Source organism: Streptomyces sp. NBC_00984 (assembly GCF_045162475.1).
Classification (GTDB): Bacteria; Actinomycetota; Actinomycetes; order Streptomycetales; family Streptomycetaceae; genus Streptomyces.
The window spans coordinates 3555869-3569149 of sequence record NZ_CP108734.1 but is presented as its reverse complement, the minus strand read 5'-3'; the positions used below and the strand labels follow the sequence as shown (position 1 = coordinate 3569149).

15 protein-coding genes are annotated in these 13281 nt (G+C 71.0%); 6 read left to right on the top strand and 9 right to left on the bottom strand.

Annotated features, from left to right (window positions below; all coding sequences use genetic code 11):
• Window positions 1-2 precede the first annotated feature (2 nt).
• Window positions 3-590, top strand: coding sequence for a 2'-5' RNA ligase family protein (locus OG520_RS15455; protein WP_399327308.1), 588 nt, complete (start codon window positions 3-5; stop codon window positions 588-590).
• Window positions 591-641: 51 nt separating this feature from the next.
• Here the strand turns inward: OG520_RS15455 and OG520_RS15450 are convergent, their stop codons facing one another.
• Both OG520_RS15450 and OG520_RS15445 read right to left on the bottom strand, forming a co-directional pair.
• Window positions 642-1511 (bottom strand): SDR family NAD(P)-dependent oxidoreductase, encoded by an 870-nt coding sequence (locus OG520_RS15450; protein ID WP_406013556.1) that lies wholly within the window; start codon window positions 1509-1511, stop codon window positions 642-644.
• A gap of 64 nt (window positions 1512-1575) precedes the next feature.
• Entirely contained in the window at window positions 1576-2925 is a 1350-nt protein-coding gene (locus OG520_RS15445) for an FAD-binding protein (RefSeq protein WP_399327312.1), read from the bottom strand.
• A gap of 142 nt (window positions 2926-3067) precedes the next feature.
• Between OG520_RS15445 and OG520_RS15440 the strand changes: the two genes are divergently transcribed.
• Window positions 3068-3997 carry a YihY/virulence factor BrkB family protein gene (locus tag OG520_RS15440; protein ID WP_406013555.1) on the top strand — a complete coding sequence of 310 codons (930 nt, stop codon included), beginning with the start codon at window positions 3068-3070 and terminating at the stop codon, window positions 3995-3997.
• On the opposite strand, the gene OG520_RS15435 is transcribed toward OG520_RS15440, so the two are convergent.
• Window positions 3945-5198, bottom strand: coding sequence for a D-alanyl-D-alanine carboxypeptidase family protein (locus OG520_RS15435; RefSeq protein WP_399327316.1), 1254 nt, complete (start codon window positions 5196-5198; stop codon window positions 3945-3947). The genes OG520_RS15440 and OG520_RS15435 overlap by 53 nt on opposite strands.
• A gap of 121 nt (window positions 5199-5319) precedes the next feature.
• Here OG520_RS15435 and OG520_RS15430 point away from each other — a divergent pair, with 121 nt between their 5' ends.
• The 3 genes from OG520_RS15430 to OG520_RS15420 all read left to right on the top strand — a co-directional run bounded on the left by OG520_RS15430 (window position 5320) and on the right by OG520_RS15420 (window position 8733).
• Window positions 5320-5565 (top strand): SCO4848 family membrane protein, encoded by a 246-nt coding sequence (locus tag OG520_RS15430; protein ID WP_093549020.1) that lies wholly within the window; start codon window positions 5320-5322, stop codon window positions 5563-5565.
• A gap of 53 nt (window positions 5566-5618) precedes the next feature.
• Window positions 5619-6989 carry a metallophosphoesterase gene (locus tag OG520_RS15425; protein WP_406016490.1) on the top strand — a complete coding sequence of 457 codons (1371 nt, stop codon included), beginning with the start codon at window positions 5619-5621 and terminating at the stop codon, window positions 6987-6989.
• A 187-nt stretch (window positions 6990-7176) separates the two neighbouring features.
• Window positions 7177-8733, top strand: a complete 1557-nt coding sequence (locus tag OG520_RS15420) for an ABC transporter substrate-binding protein (protein WP_406013554.1) — start codon at window positions 7177-7179, stop codon at window positions 8731-8733.
• Window positions 8734-8856: 123 nt separating this feature from the next.
• Here the strand turns inward: OG520_RS15420 and OG520_RS15415 are convergent, their stop codons facing one another.
• The 4 genes from OG520_RS15415 to OG520_RS15400 form a co-directional block, all read right to left on the bottom strand.
• A complete protein-coding gene (locus tag OG520_RS15415; protein WP_399327320.1) occupies window positions 8857-9591 on the bottom strand; it encodes a TetR family transcriptional regulator in 735 nt (244 codons plus the stop codon).
• 23 nt (window positions 9592-9614) lie between these two features.
• Window positions 9615-10049, bottom strand: coding sequence for a thiol-disulfide oxidoreductase DCC family protein (locus tag OG520_RS15410; RefSeq protein ID WP_406013553.1), 435 nt, complete (start codon window positions 10047-10049; stop codon window positions 9615-9617).
• A 5-nt stretch (window positions 10050-10054) separates the two neighbouring features.
• Window positions 10055-10486 (bottom strand): hypothetical protein, encoded by a 432-nt coding sequence (locus OG520_RS15405; protein WP_266415238.1) that lies wholly within the window; start codon window positions 10484-10486, stop codon window positions 10055-10057.
• Between the two features lie 67 nt (window positions 10487-10553).
• Window positions 10554-11780 (bottom strand): MFS transporter, encoded by a 1227-nt coding sequence (locus OG520_RS15400; protein WP_406013552.1) that lies wholly within the window; start codon window positions 11778-11780, stop codon window positions 10554-10556.
• Between the two features lie 88 nt (window positions 11781-11868).
• Here OG520_RS15400 and OG520_RS15395 point away from each other — a divergent pair, with 88 nt between their 5' ends.
• Entirely contained in the window at window positions 11869-12378 is a 510-nt protein-coding gene (locus OG520_RS15395; RefSeq protein ID WP_406013551.1) for a MarR family winged helix-turn-helix transcriptional regulator, read from the top strand.
• An 11-nt stretch (window positions 12379-12389) separates the two neighbouring features.
• Here the strand turns inward: OG520_RS15395 and OG520_RS15390 are convergent, their stop codons facing one another.
• Window positions 12390-12545, bottom strand: coding sequence for a hypothetical protein (locus OG520_RS15390; RefSeq protein ID WP_406013550.1), 156 nt, complete (start codon window positions 12543-12545; stop codon window positions 12390-12392).
• A gap of 129 nt (window positions 12546-12674) precedes the next feature.
• Complete coding sequence (locus OG520_RS15385; RefSeq protein ID WP_399327327.1) at window positions 12675-13274, bottom strand: hypothetical protein; 600 nt, start codon at window positions 13272-13274, stop codon at window positions 12675-12677.
• Window positions 13275-13281 lie beyond the last annotated feature (7 nt).

Sequence of the window (13281 nt, the reverse complement as noted above, 5' to 3'; positions counted from 1 at the left end):
ACGTGGGGACCGTAACGCTCGGCGTTTCGATCGCGGTCCCGGAGCCCTACGGCAGCCTGCTCCAGGAGCGGCGCGCGAGCTTCGGGGACCCTGCCGCGTACGGCATTCCCACTCACGTCACCCTTCTCCCGCCGACCGAGGCCGAGGCGGCCGACCTGCCCGCGATCGAGGCGCATCTCGCCCGGATCGCGACGGGCGGCCGCCCCTTCCCGATGCGGCTGTCCGGCACCGGGACCTTCCGTCCCCTCTCGCCGGTCGTCTTCGTCCAGGTCGTCGAGGGAGCCTCGGCCTGCACCTGGCTGCAGAAGCGGGTCCGGGACGCCTCCGGGCCGCTGGTGCGCGAGCTCCAGTTCCCGTACCACCCGCATGTGACCGTGGCGCACGACATCGCCGAGGAGGCGATGGACCGGGCGTACGCGGAGCTCGCCGACTACGAGGCGTCCTGGTCCTGCGGTTCCTTCGCGCTGTACGAGCAGGGCTCGGACAGCGTCTGGCGCAAGATCAACGAGTTCCCGTTCGGCGCCGGGGGCGGGGCGTCCGCCGTGCCCGCGCAGGGCGGCTCCTCCGTGGACGAGCCCTCCCTGCACTGAGCACCTCCCCGGCGACCGGGCGACCGGGCCGAGCGCCCCGGCGCCCCCGGTTCAGAGCGGCAGCCGCCTGAACAGCGGGCGCGGCACATGCCGCAGCGCCGACATCACCGCACGCAGCGACCCGGGCACCCACACCGTCTCCGAACGCCGCCGCAGCCCCGTCACGATGGCCTCCGCGACCGCGTCCGGCGTCGTGGTGAGCGGCGACGCCTCCAGCGGCGCCGAGGCGAACCGGGCCGAGGCGGACCGCGCCGCGGTGATCCGCGAGGGCGCGAGCAGGGCCGCCCCGCCCCGGGCCGCCGGTGGCGTGGCTGGTGCGGCCGGCACCGTTTCCGCGGCCGGCTCCGGCCGTACGACGCCGGGGCGCACGACCATCACATGCACCCCCGTCCCGTGCAGCGCGTCACCCAGCCCCTGCGTGAACGCGTCCAGCCCCGCCTTGCTGGACCCGTAGATGAAGTCGGCGCGGCGGACGCGTTCGCCCGCCACCGAGGACAGCACCACCAGCGAGCCGTGCCCCTGCGCCTGGAGCGCGCCGGCGCACACCAGCCCGGCGGAGACCGCCCCCGTGTAGTTGGTCTGGGCGACCCGGACCGCGGAGAGCGGTTCCTCCTCGTCGCGCCCCTGGTCGCCCGCGATGCCGAAGGCGAGCAGCACCATGTCGATGTCGCCCTCGGCGAAGATCGGGCCGAGCGTGGTCGCGTGGGACGCGGAGTCGAGGGCGTCGAAGTCGACCGTACGGACATCGGCGCCGCGTGCGCGCAGTTCGGCGGCGGCCGCGTCGAGGGCGGGAGAGGGGCGTCCGGCCAGCCGGACGGTGCGGGTCCGCAGGGCGATCAGCCGCCGTGCGGTGGCCAGGGCGATCTCCGAGGTGCCGCCGAGGACGAGCAGGGACTGCGGGGCTCCGAAGGCGTCCTTCACGGGAACACTCCTTGCAGGCGTAGGGAGTCGGGGGTGGGAACGGGAGGGCGGAGGGCGGCGGCGGTCAGAGCGACAGCCGGCGCGACAGGTCGGAGCGGAAGGCCCCGCCCGGGTCCAGCTCGGCGCGCAGCGACCGGAAGTCGGCCAGCCTCGGATACATCGCGGTCAGCAGCTCCGGCCGGAGCCGGGAGTCCTTCGCCAGGCAGACCCGGCCGCCGGCCGCAGCCACCTCCTCGTCCAGCGAGTCCAGGAACCGGGCCAGGCCGGGCAGGGCGGCGGGCAGGTCGAGGGCGAGCGTCCAGCCGCGCATCGGGAACGACAGCCAGCCCGGGTCGCCGGCGCCGAACCGCTTGAGCACGGCGTTCGACGTCGGGCAGCGCCGCTGGGAGATCCGGCCCACGATCCGGCGCAGCACCTCCTCCTGACCGGGTCCGACGACGAACTGGTACCGCACGGATCCGGCCCGCCCGTGGACCCGGTTCCACTGCGGCAGGCCGTCCAGGGGGTGGAGGAACGCGGCCAGCCTCTGGAGTTCGCCGATCCGGTACCGGGGCGCGCCGCGGTACCGGAGCTCGTTGAAGAGGGTGGCCGGGGCGCCGCCGAGCAGTGCTTCCGGCACGAGGACGGGGGCGGGCGGCAGCGGCCCCGGGCGGAACGCGAGCGGTGTGCGCCGGGCGTGCGCCGGGAGCGCGTATCGGGGTACGTGCTCCCCTCGGGTGAGTACGGAGCGCCCTGTCGCCCGGCCGCGGGCGCGGAGATCGATCCAGGCGGCCGAGTAGCGGTAGCGGTGGTCCCCGGCACAGAGCCGCTCCAGCAGGTCGTCCAGATCGACGGCGCGTTCGGTGTCGACCGACATCCATGAGCTGGTGACGCGGTGGCACCGGAGCGTGGCCGAGAGGATCACACCCGTCAGACCCAGGCCGCCCGCGGTCGCTTCGAAGAGACCGGTGCCGGGCCGGACCGTACGGATCTCGCCCTCGGCGGTCAGCAGCTCCAGCTCCTGGACGTGCCGGGAGAAGGAGCCGGAGCGGTGCTGGTTGTGGCCGTGGATGTCGGCGCCGATCGCGCCGCCCACGGTGACGTAACGGGTCGTGGGCGTGACGGGGACGAACCAGCCGAGCGGCAGCAGGACTTCCATCAGCCGGTGCAGGCTGACCCCGGCGTCGCAGACCACGAGTCCGGCCCCGGCGTCGACGGTGCGGATCCGGTTCAGCGCGGTCATGTCGAGGACGGAGCCGCCCGCGTTCTGGGCCGCGTCGCCATGGGCCCGGCCGAGGCCCCGGGCGATGGAGCCGCGCGGTCCGCAGCCGCGTACCGTCGCCGCCGCCTCCTCGTACGAACGGGGGCGGAAACGCAGGGCGGTCGTCGGGGCGGTGCGGCCCCAGCCGGTCAGGGACACGGTGTCGACAGACATGACGGTGACCGTATCGCCCGAGAAAACCCTTTCGAGGTATTTGTTACAACACTCACCGAAATGGGTGATTGAGGATGTGTCAGTCCGTACGGCAGCGGGGCCCGGTGCCGGTTTTCCGCGCCCGGGAGGGTAGTCGTACGTCATGGACTGGCTGAAAAACCTCCCCGTCATCGGGCCGATCGTCTCCCGGCTGATGACGACGCACGCCTGGCGCTCCTACGAAACGCTGGAGCGGGTCCACTGGGCCAGGCTGGCCGCCGCGATCACCTTCATCAGTTTTCTGGCGCTCTTCCCGCTGATCGCGGTCGGTGCGGCGATCGGTGCCGCGCTGCTCTCCACCGAGCAGCTCCACAAGATCGAGGACAAGCTCGCCGAGCAGGTGCCCGGCATCTCCGACCAGCTCGGCATCGACAACCTGGTGACCCACGCGGGGACGGTCGGACTGGTGGCCGGTGCGCTGCTGCTCTTCACCGGCATCGGCTGGATCGGCTCGATGCGGGACTGCCTGCGTGCCGTCTGGGGCCTGGACGATGTGGATCTGGGCAATCCGGTCCTGCGCAAGCTCAAGGACGTGGGGCTGCTGTTCGGCCTCGGCGGGGCGGCGCTCGCCACGTTCGCCGTGTCGTCGGTCGGCTCCGTCGCCGTCGGCTGGGCCGCCGATCTGCTGGGCATCTCGGACCAGGGTGCGGGCGGTGTGGTGCTGCGGGTGGCCGCCATGGTCGTGGGGGCGCTCGCCGGCTTCCTGCTGCTGCTCTATCTGCTGACCCTGCTGCCCGGGGTCGAGCCCCCGCGGCGCAGGCTGCTGGTCGCCGGGGTGCTGGGCGCGGTCTGTTTCGAACTGCTCAAGCTGCTGCTCGGCAGCTATATGCAGAGCGTGGCGTCGAAGAGCATGTACGGCGCCTTCGGGGTGCCGGTCGCGCTGCTGCTGTGGATCAACTTCTCGGCGAAGCTGCTGCTGTTCTGCGCCGCCTGGACGGCGACGCAGAACAGCGAGGACGCCGGGGAGGCGTCCGAAGCCGTCAGCGGCGAGGAAGGCGGCGCATCAGGTCCGGCAGCGGCCAGCGCCGGTTGACCAGGAACACCGCGCCGGCCAGCAGCACCAGGGCGCCTCCGGCGATGCCCAGCGCGATCCCGACGCCTCCGCCGCCGCCCTCGGCCGCGGCGGCCTTCGCGGTCTGCGCGGGGCCGTTTTGGCCCTCGCCCTCGCCCTGCTCGGCCGCGGGGCCCTTCCCGGTTCCGGTGCCGGTGGTGGCGGACTTCGGGGGCACCAGTTCGCCGACCGGGGTCACCTTGCCGCTCGCGTCGAAGCCCCAGTCGAGGAGGTCGGCGGCTTCGTCGTAGACGGCGTGGGGCTTTTCGGACGACGGGTTCATGACGGTGACGAGCAGCACCTTGCCATTGCGTTCGGCGACGCCGGTGAAGGTGTTGCCGGCGTGCGTGGTGTAGCCGTTCTTGACGCCCGCGATGCCCTTGTACGGCTCGACGCCGCCCGCGCCGGTGAGCAGCTTGTTGGTGTTCTGGATGCCGAAGCTCTCGCGCTTCCCGTTCTTCTCCGCGCCGGGGAACTGCGCCTCGGCCGTCGAGCAGTACTCCCGGAAGTCCGCCTTCTGCAGCCCGCTGCGGGCGAACAGCGTCAGGTCGTACGCGCTGGAGACCTGGTCGGGCGCGTCGTACCCGTCGGGCGACACCACCTGCGTGTCGAGGGCCTGCAACTCCTCGGCGTGCGCCTGCATGGCGTCGACGGTCTTGGGGACGCCGCCGTACATCGCGGACAGCACATGCACCGCGTCGTTGCCCGACCGAAGGAACACCCCGAGCCACAGGTCGTGGACCGTGTAGGTGAGCTTCTCCTTGACGCCGACCAGGCTGCTGCCCTCGCCGAGATCGGCGAGATCCTCGTCCTTGACCGTGTACTTCTGGGTCTTCGGCTGCAGCGCGGGCATCACGGTGTCCGCGAAGAGCATCTTCAGGGTGGAGGCGGGAGGCAGCCGCCAGTGCGGGTTGTGCGAGGCGAGGACCTGGCCGCTCTCCGCGTCCGCGACGATCCAGGACCTGCCCGTGAGGTCCTTCGGCAGCACCGGGGCGTCCGGTCCCAGCTTGACCTGCGTGCCGGTCCGGCCCAGCAGTTCGCCGCCGACCTGGGACATGCCCGCGGGCGGCTTCGGCTGGTCGTCGGAGGTGTCCTTGTCGACGGCCGATGCCGGGCTGACAACAAAAGTGGACAACAAAGCGGCAGAGATGACCGTCAGCGCGGTCTTTTTAAGAGCAGGCACGGTCGGAAACGTACAGGGGGAAGATATGAAAATGGGTGCGGACGGCTTGACCCGCCGGGTGTACCGCCGGGACAGCCCACCCCGGGCGGCTTTGCCGGAGAGCGGCGGCGATACTGAGTCCATGAAGCTCAGCCGCCCCGTCTCCTGGTTCCTGCTCGCTTTCGGGGTGTGGAGCTGGTTCATCTGGATCACTTTCGTCAAGAACCTGTGGAAGGACGGCAGCGGACTCGCCTTCGACGACGCGGGTGACCCGACTGCGTACTTCTGGGTGCATCTGCTGCTCGCCATCACGTCCTTTCTCCTGGGGACGGCTGTCGGTGTGATCGGGTTCCGTGGCGTCAGGGCCCTGCGCCGCGAACGCGCATAGCAGGCCGTACGACGGGCGGGGGAGAGCAAGTGGCAGTGGCCGGTCTCACGGTGATGGTGATCGTGGTGCTCGCACTGCTCGCCGGCGTGCACCGCTATCTCTGGCGCCGTCTCGTCGGTGACACGACGGCCGAAGGCGGCGTCCTGCGCACGGCCGGCACGGTGGCCGCGTTCGTCCTGCCCCTGCTGAGCATCGGCGCGCTGGTCTCCGGCCGCACCGGTGCGCCCTTCTGGCTCCAGCGGGTGCTGGCCTGGCCGGGCTATCTGTGGCTGGCCGCCGTGCTGTACCTGACGCTGGCGCTGCTGGTGGGGGAGGCGGTACGGCCGGTTCTGCGCCGGGTGCTCGCGGGCCGGGCGAAGGGCGCGGACGTGGCGTCAGCGGACGACGCATCCCCAGCAGACGACGCATCCCCAGCAGACGACGCATCCCCAGCAGACGACGCATCCCCAGCGGACGACGCATCCCCAGCGGATCACCCAAACGGTACAAATTCCTCGAATCTCCCCTCGGATGCCGAGACTTCCGCTCCACCGGTTCCCGGTGCCGCCGCACCGACCACCCTCGTCGCCGACGCCCCCGCCCCGCACCGCCCCGACGCCCCCACGCGGCGCCTGTTCGTCGCCCGCGCCGTCGGCGGTGCCGCCGCCGCCGCGGGGCTCGGCACGGTCGGCTACGGCACCTACGGGGTGCTGCGCGGGCCGCGGGTCAAGCGGATCACCGTCCCGCTCGCCAAACTGCCGCGCTCCGCGCACGGCTTCCGGATCGCCGTCGTCAGCGACATCCACCTCGGTCCGATCCTCGGCCGCGCCCACACCCGGCGGATCGTCGACACGATCAACCGGACCCAGCCGGATCTGGTCGCCGTCGTCGGGGATCTCGTCGACGGAACCGTCGCGGACCTCGGGCCGGCCGCGGAGCCGCTCGCCCGGCTGAGTTCCCGGCAGGGGAATTTCTTCGTCACCGGTAATCACGAGTACTACTCCGGCGCCGCCCAATGGGTCGACCAGGTGAGGGAATTGGGCCTTCACCCACTGGAGAACGACCGGGTCGAGATCAGCGGATTCGATCTTGCGGGCGTCAATGACATCGCCGGGGAGAGCGAGGGGCAGGGCCCCGACTTCGACCGCGCGCTCGGTGACCGGGACCGTACCCGCGCCGCCGTCCTCCTGGCCCATCAGCCCGTCGTCATCCATGACGCCGTCGCCCACGGCGTGGACCTCCAGCTCTCCGGTCACACCCACGGCGGCCAGCTCTGGCCGGGCAACTACCTCGCAGATCTGGCCAATCCCACGGGCGCCGGGCTCGACCGGTACGGCGACACCCAGCTGTACGTATCGCGGGGCGCGGGCGCCTGGGGTCCGCCCGTACGGGTCGGTGCACCCTCCGACATCACCGTCGTGGAGCTCGCTTCACTCCGGGCGTGACTCTCCGTCGACGACAGGTTCCGGACGTCCAGATGCACCCAAGGTTTCAACTGCCGAACAAAAGGCTATGAGTCACAGTTTTGCTCTTCCAGATGTGAAATTCGTGTGATTGGCTGATCGCGAGCATGCGGTGATGTGCGGATCTGAGCACAATGCCGAGGTGGGGCTGGTAAGGGAGAGCACGTCAATGCGGTCGGTCCGGCTACGGATTCTCGCGATTCTCGCGGTTTTGGTCATCGCAGGCGTCGTCGCCTGGCAGTTGCTCCCTTCGGACGAGGTGAAGAACGACCCGGTCGCGGTCGGCACGACCGACGTGGTCACCTCGCTCGACCCTGCGGGTGCGTACGACGCGGGTTCCTGGGCGATGTACAGCAACATCTACCAGTCCCTCATGACGTTCAAGTCCGGGGCGATCGTCCCCGAACCCGATGCCGCCGAGAGCTGCGGGTTCATCGGCCAGAAGCTCCAGACGTACCAGTGCAAGCTGCGCGACGACCTGACCTTCTCCAACGGCCGGAAGATCACGGCCGACGACGTCAAGTACTCCATCGAGCGCATGATCAGGATCAAGACGGACGTCGGTCCGTGGATCCTGTTCCCGAGCCTCAAGAACGTGGTGGCCGACGGCCGCACCATCACGTTCAACCTCTCCTCGCGCGACGCGACCTTCCCGCAGAAGCTCGCCACCGGAGCCGGTTCGATCGTCGACCGCGAGTCTTACCCGCCGAACAAGCTCCGCAAGGGGAACACCGTCGACGGCTCGGGGCCGTACGTCCTGAAGTCGTACCGGCCGGGCGAGATCGCGGAACTGGTCCCCAACAGCCAGTACCGGGGCGCGCTGAGCAAGACCGGTGTCCCGGTCACCGTGCACTACTACAAGAAGTCGGACGAACTCCAGGCCGCCTGGAAGGCCAAGCAGCTCGACGTCACGCACCGCGAACTGCCGCCGGCCACGCTCGCCGAGCTGAACCCCGGCGACCCCGACCTGCGCGTCACCGAGGCGGACAGCGCCGAGATCCGCAACCTCGTCTTCAACGTCCGGCCGGGATCTCCGCTGGCCGACAAGAGGGTCCGGCAGGCCATCGCCTCGATCATCGACCGGGGGCCGCTGGTGAGCGGTATCTACAAGGGCACGGTCGAGCCGCTCTACTCACTGATCCCGCAGGGCTATGTCGGGCACAGCACACCGTTCTTCGACGCCTACCCCTCGCTCGACCCGGAGCGCGCCAAGAAACTGATGAAGGACGCCGGCGTGCAGACGCCGCTGAACATCAGCTTCGGCTACCGCGGCGGCGACGAGACGTACGCCAAGGAGACCGCGGAGCTCCGCCGCCAGCTGGAGGCCGACGGGCTGTTCAAGGTCACGGTCCACGCCGTCGACTGGATGAAGTTCCAGAAGGAGTACGCGGCCGGCAAGTACGACGCGTACACGGTCGGCTGGCTCCCCGACTACCCGGACTCCGACACCTTCAGCCAGCCGCTGGTCGGCCGCGACAACAGCCTCCACAACGGCTACTCCAGCAAGAAGGTGGACAGCCTGATCAGCTCCACGCTGCAGTACAGCGACCGCGGGCGCACCGCGGCCGACTTCAAGGAGCTCCAGGCACAGGTCGGCGAGGACGTGCCGCTGGTCCCGCTGTGGCAGAAGAAGGACTACGTCGTCAGCACGACGGACGTCTCCGGCTCGCAGTACCTCTCGGACGGCACCGGTCTCTGGCGGCTCTGGGAACTGAAGCGGATCTGACGGCCCTGAGGTCCTGAGATCCTGATGGTCCATCGGGCCGGACGGTCCTGAGGTCCCGGCGGACCGTCGGACCGGCGAGGGGCGGTCGCCCCGGCGCTGCCGGGCGGTCGCCCCGCCGCGTTCCTAGTCCGATGCGCCGGACCCGGCCCGGCCACCGGGCTTCGCGGTGCCGGGGAGGAATTCCTCCAGTACGTCGTGGATCTGCCGCACCAGCGGCCGCAGTACCCGGAACCTGGAGAGCGCGATGGCGCGGGCGCCGATCGGGGCGGAGCGTTCGACCAGGCGGCGGCTGCGTGCGGTGTGCTCCGTCCGGTCGTACACCCAGTACAGCACCAGGCCCATCTGCATCAGCCACATCAACTGCGGTAGCAGCTCCGCCAGTTCGGGGTCGGTCTTGGTGTCCGACCCGGCCAGGCACCGCCGGTGGATGGAGATCGCCGCCTCGCGGGCCGCGACCGACTCCGCCGAGAACGGGCTGAGCGGGCTCTCCGGGTCGGCGGCGTTCTTGAAGAACTGGGCGGCGAAGCGGTGGTACGGCTCCGCCACGTCCAGCCAGGTGAGCAGGACCCCGCGCATGCGCACCGCGAGGTCCCGGTCGCCGTCCAGGACCGGCTGCACGGCCGCCGCGTGCTCGGCGGCGAGCCGGTCGTAGAAGCCCTGGACGAGGTGCTCCTTGTTCGTGAAGTAGTAGTAGGCGTTCCCCACGGAGACGCCCGCCTCCTGGGCGATGGCCCGCATCGTCGTCTTGTCGTAGCCGCGTTCCTGGAAGAGCCGGAGCGCCGTTTCGAGGATGAGTGTGCGGGTCTGCTCGCTCTTGGGAGCCTTGACTTCCTTCACGTCCTTCGCTTCCTTCACCACAGCCCCGAGGGTATCCGGCCCGGTCAGCCCTCGGATCCGGGGACCGTACAGGCGCCGTCCCCGCCCCCCTCGCCGCACGGCGGTGCGGTCAGGGACCGGTACTTGGCGGCGGCGAGCACGGTGGCTCGGGCGAACGGGCGGCCCGCCGGGGTGGTCAGCCAGTGCGCCCTGGGCCGGTGCTCGGCCAGCGCCCAGAGGCAGACGATCCACGCGGAGGTCCCGCGGTAGATCTGCCCCCGGTCGCCGACCACCGTGATCTCGTCCAGCGTCCCGGCGTGGTCGAGCCCGGGGAAGCGGCGGCGTGCCTCCTCGGAGGCCGCCGGGACGAGGTCGAGCGGGACGAGCTGACGCTGATTCATCAGCCACTGCCGCAGATGGAGGCAGAGCGGGCACCGCGCGTCGTACAGCACCGTGAGGCGTTCGACGGAGAGCCGCTGCCCGCCCGGTCCGTCCGTCATGGCGCTCAGGCCCTCGGGGCGGGCGCCGCCCACGGGCCGTTGCCCGGTCCCGTCCAGCCCTGCGGGGCCACGGGCGGGGTCTGCTCACGCTCCATCAGACCGCGGCGGCGGATCTTGTTGAGCACATAGACATTGCCGAGGTGCATCACACCGAGGACGAGCAGGACGACGCCGAGCTTCACCGACAGTGCCTCGAAGAGCCCGCGGGCGTCGGTGACGCCGTCGGAGTTCCTCAGGTAGAGGGTGACGAAGCCCAGGTTGACCAGGTAGAAGCCGACCACCAGCAGATGGTTGACGGCATCGGCGAGTTTCTCGTTCCCGTGCAGCACATCGGCGAGGAACACCTTGCCGTTGCGGCTGAGCGTGCGCGCGACCCAGACGGTCAGCGCCACGCTGATCAGCAGGTAGATGACATACGCGACAACAGTGAGGTCCATGCCCCACCCTCCCTTGAACGCGTTCAAAAGCTGTTGTCATGGACTGTAGACCTACTTTTGAACATGTTCAAGCCGGGGTCGCGGCGACGTGCTCCGCCTGCCTGCCCGGCGCCCCGAAGCGCCGTACGCCCGGCACCGCCGCCGTCCCCAGGCAGGCCGCGCCGACGGCCACCGCGGCCACGGTCAGGGGCACTTCGGCGCCCCAGGCCGAGGCCGCGAGCGGGGCCAGGGCGTAGCCGAGCGGCATCGCGCCGAGGGAGAGCAGCCAGTCGTACGAGGTCACCCGGGCCAGGGCGTGTGCCGGTACGGCGGACTGGACCGAGGTCTCCCAGACCGGGCCGAGGAAGCCGAGGCCGGCCTGGGCGACGCCGTACGCGGCGATGGTGAGCGCGACGGGTGCGTGGGCGGCCAGCAGGCCGAGCGGCAGGGCGTACGTGGCGAGCCCCAGGTTGGCGACCAGGACCGGGCGGCGGGGGCGGGCCCGGCCGGCCAGCAGGGAGCCGAGGAGCAGGCCGACCGCGCCGGTCTGGAGGAGGGCGACCCAGACGCCCTTGCCGCCCAGCTCCCGGACGAAGAGCGCCGGTCCGACCGTCATCAGGACGGCCGCCGCGCCGTTCCAGGCGGCGTGCGCGATCAGGCTCGTCCAGTACCAGTCACGGCCGCGGACCTCGCTCCAGCCCTCCTTGAGGTCGCTGAACAGTGAACGCCGGGGGATGGGTATGTGCCGGACCTCGATGGCGGACAGCAGTGCGGCGCTCACCGCGAAACTGGCGCCGTCCAGCACGAAGGCCCAGCCCGGACCCGCGGTGAGGACCAGCGCACCGGCGAGGGCCGGCCCGCCGAGCCGGGTGGAGCTGCCGACGACCGCCATCAGCGAGTTGGCGCGCAGCAGCCCGGACTCCGCCACGGTGCCGCGGATCAGCGGCGAGACGGTCGGCATCGCGAACGCCCCGGCGGCGCCGCCGATCGCCTCGGCGAGGGCGATCTGCCAGAGTGCCGGGTCGCCGCCGAGCAGCTCGGCGCCGACGAAGAGCTGGGTCGCGCACCGTACGAGATCCGTGGTGAGCGCGACCGTACGGGCGTTGAAGCGGTCACCCACGACGCCGCCCAGCGGCAGCAGGAGCAGCTTGGGGACCATCGCGCAGCCGAGGACCAGGGCGAGCGCCCCGGTCGAGCCGGTGGCCAGATAGACGGCCAGGGAGAGGGCGGTGGGGATGACGGCGTCGCCGAGGAGCGAGAGGGTGCGTCCGACGAAGAGCAGGCGGAAGGCGCGTGTGCGCAAGGGGTGCGGCATACGCGAGAACCTATTTCGGTACCGAACTATTCGTCAACGAAATATCTGGTTCCGAAGGGTAGTTGAGGGCCGGGCGTAGGCTTTCCCCATGGAGCGACGCGACTGGACCGACGGACATGTGGAGCGCTGGAAGCCCGTGCTTCCCGGCCTCGATCCCGATGTCGAGGGCGCGGTGACCCGCATGAAGAAGCTCTCCGTCCATCTGCGCCGGGTACGCGAACAGTCCCTGGTCGACTTCGACCTGGACCGCCAGGAGTTCGACACGCTCCACAAGCTGGCCGGACGCGGCGGGAAGGCGGCCCCTTCCGAGCTCGCCGCCGACCTCGACCTCGCGCCCGCCTCCGTCACCGGCCGGCTGGACGCGCTGGAGCGGCGCGGCTTCGTCCGCCGTACGCCCTCCACCACCGACCGCCGACGGGTCGACGTGGAACTCACCGACGAGGGCCGTTCGACCTGGCTGGGCGCGATGGACGTCCTCGGCCACGAGGAGTACCGGCTGCTCGGAGTCCTCGACAAGGACGAACGCACGCTGCTCAACGACATGCTGCGGCGCGTCATGGTGGTCGCCGAGGACCGGGGCGGCGCCACCTGGGACTGAGCAGGGAGCGCTCAACGCGTCCGGCCGGCCGCGCCGGTCGCGTCGCCGGGGTCGGTGACGAGGGAGTCGCCGGCTCCGCCCGCGGCTCGCTCGTACCGGGCGCCCGGCCGCGGATGGCGGCCCTTCACCAGGGCGAGGCCGGGGACGGCCCGCCCGTCCGGCAGCACGATCTCCCGGCCCCGGGCCCGGGTGGACTCGGCGAGATCCCGGACCGACGAGGCGTACGCGTCGAGCCGTTCACGGTCCGGCGCGACGACGGTGACGGTGTGGCGGGGGCGGGCCGTCGGCGAAGGCCGTCAGATGCTCATCGCGCGGGCCGTGTTGAGCTGGGCCATCACCATGGGGAAGGTGTCGGGGCCGACCGCCGGGATCATCGTCGAGTGGTGCCGCCCGCCACTGGTCACCGAGACCTGGACGAAGCCGGTCGTCCGCTTCTCCTTCATCAGGAGGAACAGCAGACCGACCAGACAGAACAGCGCGAAGACGATCGCGAGCACGATCCCCACCGTCGGGATCTTCTCCTCGGTGCGCGTCAGGTCGGTGGCCGTCCACACCGCCCCCTTGAGCGGCATCGGACCGGCCGGAGTCACGATCTGGTCCTGCATGACCGCGATGTCACCGAACGTCAGGACCGGCATACCGGCGCCCATCGGGGCGCCCGGCTGCTGCGGGAAGCCGTGACCGGGCATGGTCGGCTGGGCCGCGACCCCCTGGGGGTAGCCGTAGCCGGGGCCGGGCTGGGCCGCGGACTCGGGCAGCGGCTGCGGGTAGCCGTACGCGGGGGTGGCCGGGCCGGGGTTCCCCTGGCCGTCCGCGACGGTGGGCGGATTGCCCGGCTGCTGGGGAGCCGGCCCCCACTTGTATGAGTCGTCCGCGTACGGATTCGGATCGCTCAACGTTCCC